This window comes from Novosphingobium silvae (assembly GCF_009856825.1).
Classification (GTDB): domain Bacteria; phylum Pseudomonadota; class Alphaproteobacteria; order Sphingomonadales; family Sphingomonadaceae; genus Novosphingobium; species Novosphingobium silvae.
Window position 1 is genome coordinate 94295 of record NZ_WVTD01000009.1, and the last position, 19501, is coordinate 113795.

General features: G+C 62.5%; 17 protein-coding genes and 1 tRNA gene. 12 read left to right on the forward strand and 6 right to left on the reverse strand.

Annotated features, from left to right (window positions below):
* Positions 1-103 precede the first annotated feature (103 nt).
* Positions 104-301 carry a YdcH family protein gene (locus GR702_RS13075; protein ID WP_160986334.1) on the reverse strand — a complete coding sequence of 66 codons (198 nt, stop codon included), beginning with the start codon at positions 299-301 and terminating at the stop codon, positions 104-106.
* Positions 302-554: 253 nt separating this feature from the next.
* On the opposite strand from GR702_RS13075, the gene GR702_RS13080 reads away from it, so the two are divergent.
* The 5 genes from GR702_RS13080 to tilS all read left to right on the forward strand — a co-directional run bounded on the left by GR702_RS13080 (position 555) and on the right by tilS (position 6374).
* Positions 555-710: a YdcH family protein gene (locus GR702_RS13080; protein WP_160986335.1), complete on the forward strand. Its 156-nt coding sequence runs from the start codon at positions 555-557 to the stop codon at positions 708-710.
* Positions 711-873: 163 nt separating this feature from the next.
* On the forward strand, positions 874-3150 hold the full coding sequence (gene ptsP, locus GR702_RS13085) for a phosphoenolpyruvate--protein phosphotransferase (RefSeq protein WP_160986336.1): 2277 nt from the start codon (positions 874-876) through the stop codon (positions 3148-3150).
* A 160-nt stretch (positions 3151-3310) separates the two neighbouring features.
* Positions 3311-4261, forward strand: coding sequence for a helix-turn-helix domain-containing protein (locus GR702_RS13090; protein WP_160986337.1), 951 nt, complete (start codon positions 3311-3313; stop codon positions 4259-4261).
* A 126-nt stretch (positions 4262-4387) separates the two neighbouring features.
* The gene (locus GR702_RS13095; RefSeq protein ID WP_237449695.1) at positions 4388-5404 is read left to right on the forward strand and encodes a tetratricopeptide repeat protein; all 1017 of its coding nucleotides are present in this window, start codon (positions 4388-4390) and stop codon (positions 5402-5404) included.
* The gene (gene tilS, locus GR702_RS13100; RefSeq protein ID WP_160986338.1) at positions 5385-6374 is read left to right on the forward strand and encodes a tRNA lysidine(34) synthetase TilS; all 990 of its coding nucleotides are present in this window, start codon (positions 5385-5387) and stop codon (positions 6372-6374) included. The genes GR702_RS13095 and tilS overlap by 20 nt, the downstream gene beginning before the upstream one ends.
* 3 nt (positions 6375-6377) lie before the next feature.
* Here tilS and GR702_RS13105 read toward each other — a convergent pair whose 3' ends face one another.
* Together GR702_RS13105 and GR702_RS13110 are read right to left on the reverse strand one after the other, a co-directional pair.
* Positions 6378-7031, reverse strand: coding sequence for a L,D-transpeptidase family protein (locus GR702_RS13105; protein WP_160986339.1), 654 nt, complete (start codon positions 7029-7031; stop codon positions 6378-6380).
* 133 nt (positions 7032-7164) lie between these two features.
* Entirely contained in the window at positions 7165-7779 is a 615-nt protein-coding gene (locus GR702_RS13110) for a TetR/AcrR family transcriptional regulator (protein WP_160986340.1), read from the reverse strand.
* A 128-nt stretch (positions 7780-7907) separates the two neighbouring features.
* Here GR702_RS13110 and GR702_RS13115 point away from each other — a divergent pair, with 128 nt between their 5' ends.
* From GR702_RS13115 to GR702_RS13130, 4 genes are all read left to right on the forward strand, one after another.
* The gene (locus tag GR702_RS13115) at positions 7908-10319 is read left to right on the forward strand and encodes a TonB-dependent receptor (protein ID WP_160986341.1); all 2412 of its coding nucleotides are present in this window, start codon (positions 7908-7910) and stop codon (positions 10317-10319) included.
* A 38-nt stretch (positions 10320-10357) separates the two neighbouring features.
* Complete coding sequence (locus GR702_RS13120; protein ID WP_160986342.1) at positions 10358-11227, forward strand: alpha/beta fold hydrolase; 870 nt, start codon at positions 10358-10360, stop codon at positions 11225-11227.
* 144 nt (positions 11228-11371) lie between these two features.
* On the forward strand, positions 11372-12583 hold the full coding sequence (locus tag GR702_RS13125; protein WP_160986414.1) for a spinster family MFS transporter: 1212 nt from the start codon (positions 11372-11374) through the stop codon (positions 12581-12583).
* A gap of 105 nt (positions 12584-12688) precedes the next feature.
* The gene (locus GR702_RS13130) at positions 12689-12892 is read left to right on the forward strand and encodes a hypothetical protein (RefSeq protein ID WP_160986343.1); all 204 of its coding nucleotides are present in this window, start codon (positions 12689-12691) and stop codon (positions 12890-12892) included.
* Between the two features lie 19 nt (positions 12893-12911).
* Here the strand turns inward: GR702_RS13130 and GR702_RS13135 are convergent.
* Positions 12912-12987 (reverse strand) — tRNA-Thr (locus GR702_RS13135).
* Between the two features lie 389 nt (positions 12988-13376).
* Here GR702_RS13135 and GR702_RS22325 point away from each other — a divergent pair.
* From GR702_RS22325 to GR702_RS13150, 3 genes are all read left to right on the forward strand, one after another.
* On the forward strand, positions 13377-13967 hold the full coding sequence (locus GR702_RS22325; RefSeq protein ID WP_237449705.1) for a hypothetical protein: 591 nt from the start codon (positions 13377-13379) through the stop codon (positions 13965-13967).
* Between the two features lie 161 nt (positions 13968-14128).
* Positions 14129-15475 (forward strand): O-antigen ligase family protein, encoded by a 1347-nt coding sequence (locus GR702_RS13145; protein ID WP_160986344.1) that lies wholly within the window; start codon positions 14129-14131, stop codon positions 15473-15475.
* 81 nt (positions 15476-15556) lie between these two features.
* Positions 15557-16735 carry a putative nucleotide-diphospho-sugar transferase gene (locus GR702_RS13150; RefSeq protein ID WP_160986345.1) on the forward strand — a complete coding sequence of 393 codons (1179 nt, stop codon included), beginning with the start codon at positions 15557-15559 and terminating at the stop codon, positions 16733-16735.
* Positions 16736-17087: 352 nt separating this feature from the next.
* On the opposite strand, the gene GR702_RS13155 is transcribed toward GR702_RS13150, so the two are convergent.
* On the reverse strand, positions 17088-17882 hold the full coding sequence (locus GR702_RS13155) for a hypothetical protein (RefSeq protein ID WP_160986346.1): 795 nt from the start codon (positions 17880-17882) through the stop codon (positions 17088-17090).
* A gap of 714 nt (positions 17883-18596) precedes the next feature.
* The gene (locus GR702_RS13160; protein ID WP_160986347.1) at positions 18597-19421 is read right to left on the reverse strand and encodes an acyltransferase family protein; all 825 of its coding nucleotides are present in this window, start codon (positions 19419-19421) and stop codon (positions 18597-18599) included.
* Positions 19422-19501 lie beyond the last annotated feature (80 nt).

Here is a 19501-nt window from a genome sequence, read left to right on the forward strand (position 1 = left end):
CGGCACGGCCCGGACGATGTGGGTGCGAACGACGGGGGAGGAACGCGGCTCGATGCCAAGCGGGCGACGGCCAGCGCCCGCTGGTGAGGTGCCCGCCGCTATGTCAGGCGATGATGTCGGGAATGAGGTAGTCCTCGATCTGGGTCATCTGGTCCTTCAGGCGCAGCTTGCGCTTCTTCATGCGCGCCACCTGGAGCTGGTCGCCCGAGCCGGCAGCCAACAGCGCCTCGATCGCCGCATCGAGATCGCGATGCTCGGTCCTCAGCATCTCGAGGCGCTTGCGCATTTCCTCTTCGGTCAACCCGGAATTCCTTGCTCAATCCTGCGTGCAGGTGCGACCGTCCGTGCCTTGCCCAGGAGCGATGCACGGCCGAACCCTGCCCGACGCAGGATTCGCGCCACTCACCGATATGAAGCAATACGGCTCTTCGCAAGGTCGGCGGGATGTGGTTCCATCTCTTTTGCGCCGGGACTTCGAAGTCGAGTCGCCAATTCGGGTCACTCGCCAAGTAGCTCGTCCAAGCCGAGGCTCCGGCCCAAGAGGAGAACCATCCATGGATAGTTCACACGTCAGCGCCCTTCAGCTCAAGCATGCCGGTCTTGAACGGCAGATCCACGAGGAAATGAGCCGTCCGGTTCCTGATGCTGTAGTGATCCAGGCCCTCAAGAAGCGCAAGCTCAGGCTCAAGGAAGAAATCGGCCGGTCCTGACCGCCGTCCTGCGCGCTTCCGGTCCGCAGGCGGTCAGCCTGCGGGCGCCGGGCATGGCAGCGATCCACCGGTCTCACCGGAGATTACGATATTACCCGCATTAAGCTGATTCGACGGCATCCGCTGCGTTCCCAAAGCCGTCGCTTTGCGTTACGCATGGGAAATGACCAGCGGAGCCGTCGAAGCAGCCCGAACGATCCTCACCAGCCTCCACGAGGTGATGGCATCGCGCAGCAATGCGCAGGCCAAGCTCAACACCGTGGTGGAAGTGATCGGAGAAAGCCTCGATAGCGAGGTCTGCTCGATCTACCTGCTGCGCGAGGGAATGCTCGAACTCTTCGCCACACGCGGACTGGCGCAGGAAGCCGTCCACGTCACGCGCATGGCCGTGGGAGAGGGCCTTGTCGGCACCATCGCGGACCAGACGGGTACGCTCAACCTTGCCGAGGCTGCCGCCCACCCCGACTTCTCGTACCGGCCCGAAACGGGAGAGGACAAGTTCCACTCCTTCGCGGGCGTGCCGATCGTCCGGCGCGAGCGCGCGGTGGGCGTCCTATGCGTCCAGCATGTGGAGCCACGCCGCTACGAGGAAGTGGAGATCGAGGCGCTGCAGACCGTGGCGATGGTCCTTTCCGAACTGATCCACAACGCCGACCTCATCGACGAGGAGAACGCGGGGGCGCTGGGAAGCGCGCAGATCGGTCCCGAGCAGCTGCGCGGCCTCACTCTGGTTAAGGGGCTCGCATCGGGTGCGGCCGTGTACCACCAGCCGCGCGTCACCATCGAACATGTCGTGGCGGAGGATACCGAGGCGGAGCGCCAGCGCGTCATCCTCGCGTTCGAGCGCATGCGCGAACAGATCGACCGCATGGCCAACCAGGCCGAGTTCGGCGTCGGGGGCGAGCACGAGGAAGTGCTCGAAACCTATCGCATGTTCGCCTACGACGAGGGCTGGACGCGCCGCATCAACGAGGCGATCGACAGCGGCCTCACGGCTGAAGCCGCGATCGAGCGCGTGCAGCAGCGCACCCGCATGCGCATGCGCCAGATCGACGACCCGCTGCTCGCAGATCGCATGCACGACCTCGAAGACCTGGCGAACCGCCTGCTGCGGATCGTTTCGGGTCAGATAGGCACGGCGGCGTCGATGGGGCTGCGTAACGATGCCATCTTGATCGCGCGCAATCTCGGGCCGGCCGAACTGCTGGAATACGACAAGCGGCGGCTCAAGGGCGTCATCCTCGAGGAAGGCTCGCTGACCAGCCACGTCGTCATCGTCGCGCGGGCCATGGGCATCCCGGTGCTGGGGCGCGTGCGCGGGCTGCGCGGCGTGGTGCGCGAAGGTGACCCACTGCTGCTCGACGCCGACCAGGGCACGGCGCTGGTGCGCCCCTCGCCGGGCGTGGTCGAGGCTTTCGACACCCGCTTCGCCCGCAACAGGGAGCGTCAGGCGGTCTATGCGGGCCTGCGCGACGTGCACCCGACCACGCGCGACGGCACTCGCATCAAGGTCATGATCAATGCGGGCCTGCGCGACGACGTGGCCAATCTCAACCTCACCGGGGCCGATGGCATCGGGCTGTTCCGCACCGAGTTCCAGTTCCTGGTCTCCGCCACGCTTCCCCAGCGCGAGAAGCAGACCCGCCTCTATCGGGACGTCATGGACGCGGCCGGGGACCGGCCGGTCGTCTTCCGCACGGTCGACATCGGCGGCGACAAGACACTGCCCTACCTGCGTCATGACGACGGGGAAGGGGAGGAAAACCCGGCGATGGGCTGGCGCGCCCTGCGCGTTGCGCTCGAACGTGATGCCCTGCTCAAGGTGCAGGCGCGCGCGCTGCTCGAAGCGGCGGCGGGCCGGCCGCTCAACGTGATGTTCCCGATGGTGGCGGAGCCCTGGGAGTTCGACGCCGCGAAGGCTGTGTTCGAAGGCCAGCTTGCGTGGCTGCGCGGCCAGAAGAAGGTCCTGCCTGATGCGATCCGCTATGGCGTCATGCTTGAAGTGCCCGCGCTGGCCGAGCAGCTGGACCTGCTCGCCCCCAAGATTTCGTTCCTTTCGATCGGAACGAACGACCTGACGCAGTTCCTGTTCGCCGCTGATCGCTCCAACCCCAAGCTTGCCGAGCGCTACGACTGGCTGAGCCCCGCGATCCTGCGCTTCCTGCGCCGCGTCGTGCGTATGCTCGATGGCACCGGCGTGGACATCAGCGTCTGCGGCGAGATGGGCGGCCGCAGGCTGGAGGCGCTGGCGTTGCTCGGCCTTGGCATTCGCCGCATGTCGATCACGCCCGCCGCGATCGGACCGATCAAGGAACTGGTCGGAAAGGTGGACCTCGCCGAGATCACCACAGCAATGGAGGGCTGGCTGGCATCGCCGCCGCTCGATCTGCGCGCGGAGATGAGCGCATGGGCGGCGCAGCGCGATATTCACGTCGACTAGGCGCGGCGATTAGGGCGCAATCTGCTCGCCATGGCAGACCGACGCGGAAGATGAACGCATTAATTTCGGGTGTTTGCACGCTCGCAGATTGACTTTGGCCCGTCAGACGGTTTGGTTATGCCGCGAGGCAGGTCGCAACACACATCGCTTCTGGAGCGGAATGGAAAACGTCGAATCCCAAGGTCGTCCGGGCGAGCCATACAGCGCCGGAAGACAGCTGCGCGCCGCGCGCGAGGCCGCAGGGCTCAGCCGCGCGGACATCGCCTCCAAGACCAAGGTTGCCGAACGTCATCTCCTCGCTCTCGAGGAGGATCGCCTCGGCGACCTGGCCGCGCGCACGTATGCCGTTGGTTTTGCCCGCTCCTATGCCCGCGCGGTCGGCCTGAACGAGAACGTCATCGCCGCCAAAGTGCGCGAACAGCTCGACAGCGACCATGTGGAGCGTCCGGCGGTCGCGCCCAGCTTCGAGCCGGGCGACCCGGCGCGCGTGCCCACGCGTCGCATCGCCTGGGTGGCGGCTGCAGGCATCGTGGCTGTCGTCGCGGTGCTCCTCGTGTTCTGGAGCAGCTTCCTCTCGCCGGAAGGTGAACTGCCCGACCTCATCGCGGAGAAGCCGCAGGCGCCTGCCGCCCGCCCCACGAACATCGCTGCCGCTTCGCCGCCGCCCGCTGCCGCGCCCGCCGGTCCTGTCGTGCTGACGGCAACGGGTGACCAGGTCTGGGTCAAGGTTACCGACGGCGCAGGGGCGCAGGTTCTTCAGAAGGAGCTGGCCAAGGGCGAAAGCTGGACCGCGCCGAACGGCGTAGCCGGGCTGCAGTTGCGCACCGGGCGGCCCGATGCGCTGCAGCTCTCGGTCGGGGGCAAGGCGCTGCCGCCCCTGTCGGACAAGCCGGAGCTGATGACCGGGGTCTCGCTCGCGGCCGCCGATCTCATCGCGCGGACCAATCCCGCGGCCGGCCGTCCAGGCGCATCTGCCCCGGCCGCTAACCAGGCTCCGGGGGCCGCAACGTCCGCGCCGGGCGGTCCAACCGTGCCCCCAAGCCCCCAGGCGGATGCGGCGCCGGCCGCAGTCGGGCTTGCGCAAGCGCAGGTTTCCACGGTTTCCGACTAGCGCCGTCTCGACAGGCGGGCATCGTTTCCGGCATCAGCGTCGAACGATCCATCTGGTTAATTCCCGGTTCTGCCGAACGCTGCCAGTGCGGTTCGGTGGACTTTCCGGCACGGAGTTGATTTGACGATGACAGGTATCCCCGCGATGCGCTTTTCGGGCGCGACGCACACCACTCGTTGGCTGGCGGGCGTCGCTGTGGCGGCAGTCCTGATCGGCGTCGGCACGCCCGCGCTTGCGCAGGATGCGAACACCAACGCCCGGTTGAACAAGGTCGAGAGCGAAGTGCGCGCGCTGCAGCGCAAGGTTTTCCCGGGAGCCGACGGCAAGTACTTCGAGCCAGAGATCACGGCTGCCCCGGCACCGCGCCCCGCGCCCGGTGCCCCGGCGAGCACACCACTCAGCGACCTGCTGACCCGCATGGACGTGGTCGAACAGCAGATGGCGCGTCTCACCTCGCAGGTAGAGCAGAACACCAACCGTATCGGCCAGCTGGAAGCCAAGCTCGCGGCGAGCGCAGCGGCTCCGGCCCCGGCTCTTGCCCCGGCCCCGATGCCAGCGGATGCAGCGCCTGCTGCCGCGCAAAGCAATCTTGATGCCATGAGCGGCGGTGCCTCGACGAGGCCGCTTCCCGCGCCCACCACCACTCCCGTCACTGCGGCGCCGCGCCCGGCAAGCCCGGCGCCCACGCGCCCGGTCGCCGCGCCATCGTCTCGCGTCGAGGCGGTGAGGGCCATCGCCAAGCCGCAGAGCGCCGACGCCGGTGACGACGAGTACAGCTATGGCTTCCGCCTCTGGGAAGCCAAGTTCTATCCAGAGGCGCAGCAGCAACTGAAGCTCTTCCTCGAGAAGTACCCCCGCCACGAACGCGCCAGCTGGGGACGCAACCTGCTGGGCCGCGCCTATCTGGATGACAACAATCCGAGCGAGGCGGCCAAGTGGTTCCTGCAGAACTTCCAGACCGACAAGCGGGGCGACCGAGCGCCTGACAGCCTGCTCTACCTTGCGGTCTCAATGAAGCAGCTGAAGGATACCAAGCGCGCCTGCATCGCCCTGGCCGAATTCAGCGAAACTTACGCCTCCGAAGCCGCCGGGCGCCTGAGCGGGCTTTATGGCAGCACCCGCAATGGGCTCAACTGCAGCTGATCCGGGCCCTCAAATAGCTGCCCGCTTCCGCGCGGATCTGGCGGCGATCTGGCCCGAGGGGATCGACGACGAGCAAGCGCGGCTGGGGCTGGCGGTGTCTGGTGGGCCGGACAGCCTGGCGCTCCTGCTGCTTGCCCGCGCTGCACTGCCGGGGCGAGTGGAAGCCGCGACGGTGGATCATGGCCTGCGTCCCGAAAGCGGGGCCGAGGCGGCCGAGGTGGGCCGGATCTGTGAGATGTTGGATGTCCCTCACGCGACCCTGCGTGTGCAGGTGGCTCCCGGAAACGTGCAGGCGCAGGCGCGGGTGTCGCGCTATGCCGCGCTTTCCGGCTGGGCCGCGGGGCGCGGACTTGTCGCGCTAGCGACCGGACACCAGGCCGACGACCAGGCCGAAACGCTGGTCATGCGCCTCAACCGGGCAAGCGGCGTGGCGGGGCTTGCGGGCGCACGGCCGCGCGGCTCTGCGCCGGGCGGAGACCTGCTGGTGCTTCGCCCATTGCTGGATTGGCGGCGCGCGGAACTGGGAGAGGTGGTGCGGGCGGCAGGGCTGGTCGCCGCGCAGGACCCCAGCAACGGCAACGATCGGTTCGATCGCGTCCGCGTCCGCAGGGCGCTTGCCGATGCGGACTGGCTCGACGTTTCCGCTCTTGCCCAGAGCGCCGCGCACATCGCCGAGGCCGACGCCGCGCTGGAGTGGATGGCGGCGCTGGAATGGCGATCGTGCGTTCGCAAGGAGCCAATGGGCCTCAAGTACCGGCCGCAGGCTCCTCGCGCCGTGATATTGCGCGTGGTGGCCCGGATCGTTCGCGAACTTGACGGCGAGGAGGCCCGCGGCGGCGCGGTGGCCCGGGTGGTGGAGGCGCTGGTCGCCGGGCGCCCCGCGTCGATCGGGAACCTGGTAGCGCGGCCGAACTCGGGAGGCTGGAGCTTCGCCAGGGCGCCTGTCAGGGCAGCAAGGCGCGAGGGCTGAACGTCACGTGCCGACCAGGCTGTCACCGATGGCGATCTGCTTGCCACGCGTGATGTAGACCTTGTCGCCCAGCTTCGTGGTCGCGAAAAGCTTGGCCGCGAAGGCGTTCGGCATTCCCACGCAGCCGTGGCTCGCATATCCAAGGGCAACGTCCGAGCCGTGGAGCGTGATCCCGTCGTTCGTCAGGCGCTGCATGTAGGGCATGGGCGCGCCGGTGTAGATGTTCGACACGTGGTCCCGGTCCTTCTGCGTGATCGGGAATACGCCCAGCGGCGTGGGCTTCTCCTCGGTGCCCAGAAGGACCGCCGCCGCGCCGATCTCGTATCCGCCCCGGAAGACGGAGATGACGCGCGCGTCGAGGTCGACCGTGAGAACGATCGGCCCGGCGGGCACGTCCTTGTCGTCCCAGTGCCAGTCGCCGTACTTGATGGCGCCGTCGATCGGCAGGATTCGCTTGACGACGAATGGCTCGTCCTTGGGGGGATCGCGGCTCGGGAGCGGCGACGGCGCCTGTTGCGCACCGTCCGGCCGTGCTGCCAGCGTGGCTTCCGCAAGCGAGGCCGGCTGCGGCTTCTGCGGCGAGGCTGCGAGCACGAGCACGCCTGCTATGGCCGCAAGGGCCACGAAGCCGGAAGCGAGAAGGAGGCGCGCGTCCAAGTTGGTCTACTTCCGTTCGATTGAGAAGGTTGGCTGAGGGCGAAGGGGCATGATCGCGTAAAATCCGGTCGGGTGCCAGAGGATCCCGCGACCGCCCCAAAGGAGCGAACGCGCCCAAGGCATTTCCGCAGACCTAGCGCCGGGCGATGCCTTCGCGCAGGATCGAGTTGGCGAGTTCCGCGACATCGTCGGCCGACGCATCTTCCGACCACACGGCGTAGCGAAGCCCCAGGAAAACGTTCATCCCCATGATCGCCCATGCATGGGCCTCGCCCAGATCCTCGCGCAGTTCGCCCTTGCGGATACCTTCGGCAAGGCGCTCATGTATGCGGCGCGCCGTGTTGTGGTAGTGCAGGCGAAAGCTTTCGGGATCGACGAACTCCGCCTCGTCGATGATCCGGTAAATCTCCTTGTGCTCGCTGGCGAAGCGCAGGAACCCGGCAAGCGAGGCGCGTTCGGTTTCCAGCGCGGGCACGTCCTGCTGCCGCGCGTTGCGCGCGGCCTCGCGCACCTTGCTGCTGAGATCGTCCACCAGCGCGCGGAAGATCTCGTCCTTCGAATCGAAGTAGGTGTAGAAGCTGCCGAGCGCCGTGCCCGCTCGCCGCGTGATCGCGGTTATGGAGGCTTCGTGGAAGCCTTTCTCGCCGAACTCGAGCGCGGCTGCGTCGAGCAGCTTGCGCAGCGTGCGCCGCCCGCGCTCCGTGCGCGGGGCCTTCGGGGGCAGGGCGCCCGACGGCGTATCTGACATGGGCCGATCTGTTGTCACGCGGGCACAGCTAGACTCCCTCGGCGTCCTTGGCAACTTTGCAAGTTGAAACATGGTTCAACTATCAATATGGAAGGTGCCAACAAAAACGGTTCATGGGAGTGTGTACGATGCGTAAGGCGCGATTCCTCGCGATTTCCTCGAGTGTACTGGCCCTGTGCGGCGGTCATGGCCTGATGGCACCCGCGCTGGCGCAGGAGGCGGCCGGCTCCGCAACGGCGGGGACGGGTGGCACGGCGACAGGCATGGCCGCTTCCGACGCCAGCGGGGGTGACATCATCGTCACCGCCCGCCGCCGCGAGGAGCGCCTTGTCGACGTACCCATCGCGGTGACCAGCTTCAGCGCCGACCAGCTGGAAAAGTCAGGCGCGATCGACGTCACCGAAATCGCGCAGATCGCGCCCAACGTCACGCTGGAGCCTTCGCGCGGGACCAACTCCACCCTTTCGGCCTTCATTCGCGGCGTGGGCCAGCAGGACCCGGTATCGGGGTTCGAGCAGGGCGTGGGCATCTACCTGGACGATGTCTACCTCAACCGCCCGCAAGCCGCCGTGCTCGACATCTACGACGTCGAACGGATCGAGGTGTTGCGCGGCCCCCAGGGTACTCTCTACGGGCGCAACACCATCGGCGGCGCGGTGAAGTACGTGACGAAGCAGTTGCCGCAGGACTTCTCGCTGAGAGTGAAGGGCACTTACGGAACATACGACCAGGCTGACCTGATCGTCACCGCTTCGGCGCCGCTCAGCGACCTCGTCCGGGTGGGCGGATCGGTCGCCCGGCTTTCGCGCGGGGGTTTCGGCACGAACCTGACGACGGGCGAGGACAACTACAACAAGGACATCTGGGCCGGGCGCGCCAGCCTAGACATCGGCGGCTACGGCGAGCCGGTGCTGATCCGGATCTCGGGCGACTACACCAAGGACAAGTCCAACGCGCGCGGCGGTCATAGACTGATCCCGGGTTACGCTTCGGGAGCGCCGGTCCTTGACGATCCCTATGACACCCGCGGCGGCCTGAGCGATCCGAGGCAGGAGGTGGAGGCGTATGGGCTTGCGATCAATGCCAGCGCGGAGTTGACCGATCGCCTCACGTTCCGGTCCATCAGTGCGTGGCGCAAGGACGACAGCGCCTCGCCCATCGACTTCGACGCCCTTCCGGCGGTGGACGTCGATGTCCCGGCCTACTACCGCAACGAGCAGGTCAGCCAGGAATTCCAGCTCCTGTACGACGATGGCGGCATGGTGCAGGGCATGATCGGCGGCTACTATCTGGGCGCGAAGGCCGACACCCAGTTCGACACCCGCATCTTCACCGCCGTGAACGGTTTGACGGCTTTCACGCAGGCCGATGTCGATACCGAGACTTTCGCCGTCTTCGGCGACTTCACCTTCGACTTTACCGAGCAGTGGAGCCTTTCGGTGGGCGGCCGCTATACCTGGGACGAGCGAAAGGCGCGCATTCTGCGGCAGAACTATCTGGGCGGCGGTTCGCCCGTCTTCGGCGGGGCGGGCCTTGCGCTCGGCGCTCCCAGCACGGATTTCTCCGGCAGGGCCAAGTTCGAGAAATTCACCCCCCGGGCCTCGGTCAGCTTCAAGCCGACGCCGGACCACAATATCTACGCAAGCTACAGCCAGGGCTTCAAGGGCGGCGGCTTCGACCCGCGGGGCGTTGGCATCAACGCGCCCGCCGCCACGCCGGGCGCCCCCACCGACACTGAGATTTCCGATTACCTCAGCTTCGAGCCGGAGACGGTCGACAGCTATGAGATCGGCTACAAGGGCAACCTGTTCGGCGGCGCGCTCTATATCGCGGCGGCAGCCTTCTACATGGACTATAAGGACGTGCAGATCCCGGGCTCTGCCGGGTGCACCGTGGGCGGGCTGCCGACGTTCTGCGGCATCATCACGAATGCAGGCAAGGCACGCTTCAAGGGCGTGGAACTGGAAGCCAGCGCACGGCTCGCGCAGGACATGATGGCGGCCGGCGACCGGCTCAGCCTCTCCGGCTCCCTCGGCTACATCGATGCCGAGTACCGCGAATACATCGCCAACATCGCGCCCAACCCGGCACTGCCCACCGTCACCGAGCCCACCGACGTGGCCGATTTCAGGAAGGTGCAGAACACGCCCAAGTGGACCGGCAGCGCCACGATGGCCTATTCGGCGCCGATCGGCGAAGGCGACATCAACTTCAGCACCACCTTCTCCTACCGGGGCAAGACCTACCAGTTCGAGATCCCCAACCCCTACCTCGACCAGGACGGTTACGGGCTGTTCGACGCAAGCCTCGTCTACACCGCGCCCGGCGGGCGCTGGAGCCTGGGCGTTCACGGGAAGAACCTGTTCGACAAGCGGTACAAGACCTCCGGCTACACGTTCCTGCGCGCCGACCCGGTCACGGGCGAGCTGGCGACATTGCCCAACGGCCAGTTCATCCCCACGCTTGGCACCGAAGGCACGCTGACCACGTTCTACGGTAACCCGAGGCAGGTCTTCGCCACCGCCACGCTGGAGTTCTGAGCAAGGCTCCAGGGGTTCAGGAAAGGATAGGAGCAGCCATGGACTACCGCGTCCACCGTTACCGCAGCGCCTGCGGTCGGCTCGACCTTGCCGCGCGCGACTACCCGGCGCGCGATGCAGGGGCGCCGGTGCTGCTGATGATGCACGGCCTCACGCGGAACAGCGCCGATTTCGAACCGCTAGCAGAGCGCCTGCAGGGGCGATACAGGATGATCGTGCCCGACCAGCGCGGGCGCGGTCTCTCGCAGTGGGACGACGACCCGGCGCAGTACCGCCCGGACGTCTACGCGAACGACATGCTGGCTCTGCTTGACGATCTGGGCGTTACCCGCGCCGGGCTGGTGGGGACCTCGATGGGTGGGCTGATGGCCATGGTAATGCACGCCCTGCGTCCCGCTCTTGCCCAGGCGATGGTCTTCAACGACATCGGTCCCGTGCTCGAACCCGAAGGGCTCGCCCGGATTCAGGGCTATGTCGGGCCGGCGGATGCAATGGCGGACTGGGCCGAGGCGGCAGCCCGTGCCCGGTCCATCAACGCCTCGGCGTTCCCGGACTATGGCGAGGCGGAGTGGGGCGCCTTCGCCCGGCGCATCGCGCTCGAGAATGCGGACGGCACGGTCTCCTTCGCCTACGACCCGGCGATTGCGAGAGGCGTGTCGGGAGAAGCGCCGACCACCGTTCCGCCCGATCTGTGGCCCTTGTGGGACCTGCTCGATGCAGTGCCGGTGCTGGTGGTGCGGGGCAGCCTCTCCGACCTGCTTGGCGCTGCCACCGTCGAAGAGATGGCGCAGCGTCATGCCGGGGTCTATGTCAGCATCGAAGTCCCCCGGGTCGGCCATGCGCCCATGCTGGACGAGCCGGTCGCCCTCGCGGCGGTAGAGGCTTTCCTGGCGGAGCATGTCAGGTGAGATTGGAACGACCTGCCGAGGCAGGGCCGTCGAAGCCGGGAATGGCCGGCAGGAAAAGGGTAATCCGTGCAACAGACCGCAACTGACCAGGCGATCGCACCCGGTGCGGCGAAGCCAGGCGCCTCTCCCAACCTGGTGCTGGGGATGCTGCTGCTCGTCTACATCTTCAACTTCGTGGATCGCCAGATCCTTTCCATCCTGGCTGCACCGATCCAGGCGGACCTTGGGCTGGACGATGCGCAACTGGGTCTGCTGGGAGGGCTTGCCTTCGCCATCCTCTACTCGACGCTGGCAGTGCCGCTGGCCTGGCTGGCAGACCGGACAAGCCGGTCATGGGTGATCACGGGCTCGCTCGTCGTGTGGAGCCTGTTCACCTCTGCCTGCGCGCTGGCACAGGGCTTCTGGCACATCTTCCTCGCGCGTGTCGGCGTCGGCGTGGGGGAGGCCGGCGGCGTGGCGCCAAGCTATGCCGTGATCGGAGAGCACTTTCCAAGCCACCGCCGCGCCTTTGCCCTCTCCGTTTACTCGCTGGGGATTCCGCTGGGGTCGGCCGCGGGCGTACTCGCCGGCGGCTATGTCGCGCAGATGGTGGACTGGCGCACGGCCTTCCTCGTTGTGGGTCTTTCGGGCATCGTCCTCGCGCCGCTCTTCAAGCTTGTCGTGCGCGACAGGGCACCGGCGGTTCGCCCGGCCGAGGTTCCCGCCATCGCCTTCGGCATGGTCGCCCGCACGCTCGCCCGCAAGCGCGCCTTCTGGCTGCTGAGCTTCGGCGCCTCTTCCAGCTCCATGCTGGGGTATGGCCTCATGTTCTGGCTGCCCAGCCTCCTCCAGCGTAGCTTCGGGCTCGATCTGGTCCATACCTCGTGGTTCATCGGGGCGGTGCTGCTGCTCGGCGGCTGCGCGGGCGTGCTGCTGGGCGGCATCCTGGCCGATCGGCTGGGGAGGGCGGACCGCGCATGGTACGGCCGCGTTCCGGCGATCGCCTTCGTCTGTGCCGTCCCCCTCTTCGCGGGCGGCATATGGACCTCGAGCGTCCCGCTGGCCTTCATGCTGTTCCTCGTGCCGCAGGCGCTGGCCTACTTCTGGCTGGGCCCGGTGACGAGCGCGGTGCAGCATCTTGTCGAACCGCCAGCGCGGGCGACGGCATCGGCGCTGTTCCTGCTCATCAACAATCTCATCGGCCTTGGCGGTGGGATATATGCCCTCGGCGCCGTCTCGAAAGCGCTGGCGCCGGTGTGGGGCTCGCAGTCGCTGCGTTACTCGATGCTGATGGGCTTGGCGCTGTACCTTGTAGCGGCCGCGCTGATGACGCTTGCCGGGCCGGCTCTGCGCAAGGAGTGGGTGGCGGAGAAGTAAGGAGATACAATCCGTCCCCCGCGCGATTTCCCGCCGGAGGCAACCCTGCGGCCGCCGGGGTGTTGGGTCAGGCATCTACCCCAAACCTTCAGCGGAGCACAGGCATTGGACAGCGATAACCCACAGCGCGCCCGTCAGGCGCCAGGGGGACACGAAACCGCCCCGCCCAAGAACCTGCCCAAGTTGGCGATTGCCGCGCTGGTGATGTTCATCGTCGCTATCGGCATCGTCTGGGTGGCCAGCGATATCCTTCAGCGCCCAGGTCAGGATCCAGGCGCGCAGGAGGCTCGCAAGGCTCCCGCAGATTGACGCACGACGGGCAGAACGGTGGTGCCGGCTACAGGATTCGAACCCGTGGCCCCCTGATTACAAATCAGGTGCTCTACCAACTGAGCTAAGCCGGCGCGCCATAAAAGGCGGGCGTTTCCGCGTAATACGCCTATGTCGGAGAAGGTCGCTCGTCAAGCGTGAGCGGAACAAAGCGGCAAGGTTCGGCACACCGGGGCACAGTCGTGTCACAAACTTTGGCACAGGAGCGGGCATCCTTGCCGCTATCGACAAGGCCGCCGGAACGAAGTCTCACGCGCAGCGCCTTCCTGGCTCAGGCCGCGCTCAACGAGATCAGTGGGGACACTGATAGAACGAGGCGCGGTGGCGGCTCAGCCGACGTCACTCCGCTTGTTGCCGGAGCGGTCCATGGGATTGGCCAAAGGTGCTGGCGTGCAACTCCTCTCGAGAACATATATGGAACAGATAAAATTCCTGTCATCGATTCGCATCAAGGAAATCATCAATGGTCGGTTCGGAAAACGCCGCCAATCGCGATGACCAGCGTCGGGAGATCGGCCGAATTGCGGCGGGTGGCGGTGCCTGGCAAGACATCCCCCAGCCAACGGATTACCGGGCCTTCAAGCCTGTTCCAACGGATTCTTGGCTTGCCAGTGATGGGCGCACGAAGACTGCTCACGGCAGCACATCGTTTGGTCGATGGCTGCTGGAACAGACGGAACAGACGGAACGGGGCGGCTTGATCGGCGATCTTGCCAAGGCCGCAAAAGCCGACCGTGGCTTCCCGGTCGGTGGCGACCCTGAAGCGGTGCGTAAGAGGCTGAACTCGCTAGGTGCTGACCCCGACATGCACGAGGCGCTGGACGACGCCGAGCAGGGCGCGGAACGGATGGGCGAGCTTCTGACGATGGCCGCGCGCTACAGGATCGCGGTCTTCGGCCAGCCCCGTTCGCCATGGCGCGCCAGCATCGACGAGGCCATGGCGGATGCGATCGAACTGAATCTGGCCTCTTGGGACGAGAGCGAGCGTGAGTGGTTCCTCGCGGTGCCGGTCGACTTAGTCAGAAAAGCGAAGTTGGCGAGGGCGGCAGCTTAAGGCTCTCCTTCTCTGCAAGAGCCAACGAACGAGTCAAAGATTGACGATCTGCCATTGGGCTTAGGATTTTTCAATAGGTGCTTTGGCGCCGCTAGGGCCCTGGAACTTGCCCCACATCGGGCAAGCCCCTAACAGGAGAGTGTTGCAACGAAGGTTTAACGATGACCAGCATGCGTTTCCTCCATCCGGCTGCGCCTGCGGCTGGGCGAGTACCCAGGCCGCTGCCAAAGGTGAGAGTTACTCACTTCGTGCCGCTAGCAATGTTTTTCGCGCTGGTATGCACTCCCGGTTTTACGAGCGTCGGCCCTGTGAACATGTCAGTTGGGATGTTTCCAATTGTTCTTTACGGGTACTCGGCAGCAGCGCGCGAAGCTTACAACAGCCTAATGCCTGGCGCGAGGCAGGTCCTAACGTTCATTCTAGGTGTGATTCTTGCTATCTGCGGGTGGAACTTTGTTACGGCATTCGGCGCTGAGGAGTTCATTCGAGTTTTCCGGCCAATCTACGGACATGCGAGTGGCCTCGCGATCGTCATAGCCATTTTGGCGCTTTCACGTTCGATGGACGGAGCCAAAAAGGCCCGAGTGATGTGTTTGATCATCATGGCGGTGTCTCTTGGCTCTACGGTCTTGATCGCACCACGTTCGTACAACGATCGCTACCCAGGCTTTTTCAAGCACCCCAATCAGCTTGGCCTCATCGCAGCCATGGCAACTCTATACTTTTTTTGTGAGATGATGTCTGCTCGCGGCCGTCAACGCCTTTGGCTTGCCTTGGGCCTTGTCCTGTCCGCGTATGCAATGCTGTTGAGCGGATCCAAAACCAACCTTCTTATCGTCGCCGCACTTTGCGTCTGCTCTGTCCCCCTCCTCGCTTTTCAACGTTTGAACATACGAGCTGCCCTGAATGAAACGTACCGTAACCTGATCGTCGCAGGCGGGATGCTTTTTATTGGGGGCATGGCACTATCGCTAACGAGCGAGCGAGCCTTCAATGTTCTTAGTACCCTCCTTTCCGGGGAGCAAGAAGTCGAACAATATCATTCGATTAACTCTCGCGACCATCTTTGGGAGGAGTCTTGGCAACAAGGAACGGCTCACCCGCTGACCGGCGTAGGCTCCGGCCAGCTTATGCTCGATGGCACGGAGCATTCGCATAACGTTCTCTTAGACGCTCTTCGCACGACAGGCTTCCCAGGATTAGGCCTCACTCTTCTTTTTATCTTCGCAATTTTGTTCTATGCTTTAGGTGCATATAAGGCCGCGAGAGCGCTTCAGCGACAATCAGGCTCCAGGCAATTCGTCTCGGAGGTGAGGGGCTCGCTCGTAGGCTCCCTGCTAGCGCTCATGTCGTACATCCTTGCCAACCAGATGAGCGACTCTTTCGGCCCCACAACGATACCCTTTTTCTACATGTACTTGGGTTTCTCGCTCACGTTCTTTTTGCCTGCTGAGCCCGGAACCAGCTTCGTGCGAGCATGTCGATCTGACACGCTGCCGCAGCGATAAGGTCCTTTCTCACCCCTGAAGTCGAAGGCTATGCATCACCATCTCTGGTCGGCAAGCTGAAAACTGGCAAAGGAAGCTTTCGTGATAACTCCTCTGACCACCATCTCCGCCAGCTACCTAGACTTGCTAGCAGTCTGGCGCCGGCAAATCCAAAGCGTCGTGGATGACCGTGCTCAAGTGGTTTGCATGGATGAAGGCTCCTTTCATGAGTTGAAGGATGAGCCAGACATAGATGCGTCTCTCGCGGCAACGTCACTCCTCAACGCGAGCAATCGGCGAGCATTTTGGATCCGTCGTTTATCAGTTCTGCGGTCCGCCTTTGATCTTCAAGGGAGCGTACTTCATTCAGATTCGGATGCCTTCTGGCTGAAAAATCCTCTTCACCTTACGTCGAGGGCCGATCTGGTCATTTCAATTGAACACGGACTTCCAAAACATATAACCAAGCGCCGTGGCTTTGTAGTATGCTGCGGCTTCTTTTCACTACAGAAGAATAACGCCACAACTGCCTTCGTTGACGCATGGCAAGCGGCGTGCAGCCGCACTGCAGATGATCAGATATCTATCAACACTCTTATTGACAAATCGATTACCAATTGGGGTTCAACCGAGGTCGAGGGGCAGACATGTCACACAGCCGTGGCTGACTTCGGCAAAGGTCCCTTCAGAATTCTCGCCCTCAGCAATAATCTGATCACTCGCGAACATGCTTTTGACGTACCATCGTCGAGCTACGTGGCGCACCCGTTTTTGGAGCGGCGTTTTCACAGCGCTTTCGTTGCACTGTACTCCAAGCTCGTCGTCGATGGAACTCTGCGCGACTTCAAGGTCACGGAAAATTTCGCCGGCATGAAACGGAGGGACTGGGCGACATACTGCTGCTATCAGCAACTTGGATCTCAGATCCCAAGGGAGTGCCTTGCTCACGCCGGGTACCTGGCGACCCTCGCGCAGGATTTCGAAGCTGCAGCTGGGTATTTTGCCCAATTGCAGCACCTTGAGGGGGATGCATTGGTCGATTTGTATGACCTCCAGATTAGAAGAGGTCAGGAGAAGGATGCGCTGAATACGCTTGGGGAGATAGCAAGATCTAGCAAGCTGTCCGACACCCAGCTAAATAAGATTATCAGGCATATGGCTCGAAAGCCGCATCCAACAGGATCTGCACTCGTAGCAATCGCTTTGAGACGGTATAGTCGGCCAACCAGGCTATATGAAGGCGTGCGGCGATTGTATCTGCAAGCGCGTGGCGCACTTTGATTTTTAATGGTGATGGGGGAGGTGAGCGCCACTCATCAGCCTACGCCTGCCTAGATACACTGTAGGCATGGTTTTCAATAGCACGAAATGGAAGGACGAACAGTGTCGGACAACAGAAAGCCTGGGCGTTTAGCAAAAAGCATCTATGCGCTCACGGCCCTTTCGCTGCTCTTCTACTATGCATGGCTTCTATATAGCGTCTTCTCACCTCGTTGGCCGCATCCGCCGCTACATCCCGGCGCTTACTGAAGGAATTGTGGCCGACCCAAGCGCCAAAACGTTACCGGGTATTTCGAGGCACTTCAATCGATTATAGGGCGCTTCAATCCTAAGCTCGGTAGAAGAGGTATATTCAGCGACCGCGCGTCGCTCGCAAATGTATATCTCGCCACAAGCCTATATTAGCCCACAGACCTCTGGCCCAATGCTTAAGTCGGCGGGAAAACTGCTTATATTGCCCGCGCTTTGCCTTTGTTTGAAGCTCCGAGGCATCCAAGACAGGATGCATGATCAAGTTCAGGATTTTTCCTTCAATCAATTCGCTATTGATCGGCCAGTCAAACCTGTATGATGACTTTTGGTACACAGTTCCCAAAGCGTTTAGATCAGTCGCCTTCAAGTGCCGTTCTGACGCCAGATAGGCAACAACAGCTTCATCGTTTAACCAGAGATCATGTTGAACATCAAAGGTGGAGGCGAGCTGCCGGCGCGCCGCTTCGAGTTGGTCGATCGCACCTGAGGACATCCGTGACACAGGGAAGAAGAAGTGTGATACCTTGCGGTCGTGAAGTACTTTTGAACGATACCACCACCATGATGGGGGCGCGGGCCCAAAATCTGCTATGATGCAAGGCGCATCCTCCAGAGCCTTGAACCGATCAAAGAACTCAGAAGCCCGCCGGAAAGAGAACAGGACATCATACTCAACCATCCAGAAGAAGCGGATTTCTGGATATTGCTTCCGCGCCGCATAGAATCCATAGTCGCCGCATCGCCAGCCAAAATCGTCGCTAACATAGAGCCCGAGTTGACGATAAACAGCCGCATTGACTCGTACACATTCGACATCCCGGAAGCCTTCGGGATCGGTCGTATCGTCATACAGAACGACGACCCGTTCTTCGCAGGTTTGCGCTAAGAAGTTCAACCGCTCTCGAACGAAGGGCGTGTCCCTGTGAGTTCGAAAGAGGATCATGGTTCGACTACTCAAAGTGCCCCCTTTTTGGTGCTTCCACAGCACCTAACGATATCTCGGTCAGAAAGCCAAATCGCAAGCCATCCGCATAGTGGACTGACTAACTTCGCTCTTGCACCTTCTGGCTTTGTCGGTAACCAAACAGGCCTCAATAGAACGGACGGGTTGCATGCGAGAAAATATCTCACGCCGAGAGCGCGTTGCACGGCTAGCACTGTTGGCCGTAGCGAGCGCCCTCACGGTCGCGTACACATGTGAACTTATATCGGTTTGTTCTCAGGACAGGCCGCATAAACAGGAGTTTCGCAACCTTTGATGCGGAACAACCAGCCGATGAGAGCAACACGCAGATCTTTTCTGCGGCTTCCCGGGGATTAGCTAGCAAGAGCTTTTGGCCTATTGAGTAATTTCTGGACTGGCCGATCGAAGAACACAGTTGCCACATATGAGAATGGTAGAATAACCATCAAGTATACAAAGAACTTAACCGGCGTAGTCGCGGATATTGCTGTAAGCGGGAAGTGTAGCGCCCCAAGCAGTGGAAAGTGCAAGATATAGACCGCATATGACAGGTTTCCTGCCATCTCCATCACATGACTCGCGCCGCCGCTGAACGGCTGCACTTGAGCACCTAGATATATTAGGCAGGGGAATACCAAGGCCACGCTAGCCATGTCGTACATGAAGTTGAGGCCAAGGCGTTGCAACCGGCGCCAGGAGTATTCCCGCCAGGCTCACTGCTATAAGGGTCGCACTTACGCCGCCAAGCGCTCGCATATCAACGTTCCGCAGCCTGAACAGCAGAACGCCGAAGAAGAATGGAAAGGTTACACGCGCCAAACCGAATTGTAAGCTTGAGTACTTGTTGCCCACCTCAACGCTATCGAACGAGAAGCCAATTGCGACCATAGCCAAGCCGGAAATGGCAATGATAGTGATCAGCAGGGTATTGCTTAGTTTTCTAACAATCGCGGCATAAACAAAATTAGCTATCAGCTCAAAAAACAGAGACCAGACTACAGGGTTAACACCGAAGGCCTCAAATGATTGTGTCCGAGGACTGGGCAGAGTTGCCGCTGTGAATGGGAACGTGATTATTGCGTCATGAAGAAGTGCGGGATCACTTTTCCAGAATGCCCTCAATGTCTCAATGCTAAGACCAAGTGTAGCACCGAGCACCACCAGGGGCATCAATCTCTTGAGGCGCTTTACGACGAAGTCCCCAAGATGCATTTTTGAACGTAGTTTATCCTCATAAGCGTAAGCGATAACAAAGCCACTTAGCATAAAAAAGAAATCTACAGCCAGATATCCGTGCTTAAATAAATTACCTGGAAGCATATCTTTTCGATGAAAAAATATGACTGCTATCGCCGCCACACCCCGCAATGCATCCAGGAATACGAAACGGTGACCATGAACCCGGAATGGTAGATTAGTTCGATCTGCAGCGTTGGATGCTGCGCCTGATGCGTTGAAAAGTGCAAACATCTGCCAGTCTCGTGTTCGGCGGTTAGCGTTCATGCTGTAGTGTACAGCAAAGCGCCTAATCATGGTACCTGAGCGCATAC

Bases quoted from the DNA above. Each gene is read 5' to 3' on its own strand.
- GR702_RS22325 (WP_237449705.1), top strand. From the start codon at position 13,377: ATGGTCGGTTCGGAAAACGCCGCCAATCGCGATGACCAGCGTCGGGAG.
- GR702_RS13160 (WP_160986347.1), bottom strand. From the start codon at position 19,421: ATGTTTGCACTTTTCAACGCATCAGGCGCAGCATCCAACGCTGCAGAT.
- GR702_RS13090 (WP_160986337.1), top strand. From the start codon at position 3,311: ATGGAAAACGTCGAATCCCAAGGTCGTCCGGGCGAGCCATACAGCGCC.
- ptsP (WP_160986336.1), top strand. From the start codon at position 874: ATGACCAGCGGAGCCGTCGAAGCAGCCCGAACGATCCTCACCAGCCTC.
- tilS (WP_160986338.1), top strand. From the start codon at position 5,385: ATGGGCTCAACTGCAGCTGATCCGGGCCCTCAAATAGCTGCCCGCTTC.
- GR702_RS13125 (WP_160986414.1), top strand. From the start codon at position 11,372: ATGCTGCTGCTCGTCTACATCTTCAACTTCGTGGATCGCCAGATCCTT.
- GR702_RS13145 (WP_160986344.1), top strand. From the start codon at position 14,129: ATGACCAGCATGCGTTTCCTCCATCCGGCTGCGCCTGCGGCTGGGCGA.
- GR702_RS13115 (WP_160986341.1), top strand. From the start codon at position 7,908: ATGCGTAAGGCGCGATTCCTCGCGATTTCCTCGAGTGTACTGGCCCTG.
- GR702_RS13120 (WP_160986342.1), top strand. From the start codon at position 10,358: ATGGACTACCGCGTCCACCGTTACCGCAGCGCCTGCGGTCGGCTCGAC.
- GR702_RS13080 (WP_160986335.1), top strand. From the start codon at position 555: ATGGATAGTTCACACGTCAGCGCCCTTCAGCTCAAGCATGCCGGTCTT.
- GR702_RS13095 (WP_237449695.1), top strand. From the start codon at position 4,388: ATGACAGGTATCCCCGCGATGCGCTTTTCGGGCGCGACGCACACCACT.
- GR702_RS13110 (WP_160986340.1), bottom strand. From the start codon at position 7,779: ATGTCAGATACGCCGTCGGGCGCCCTGCCCCCGAAGGCCCCGCGCACG.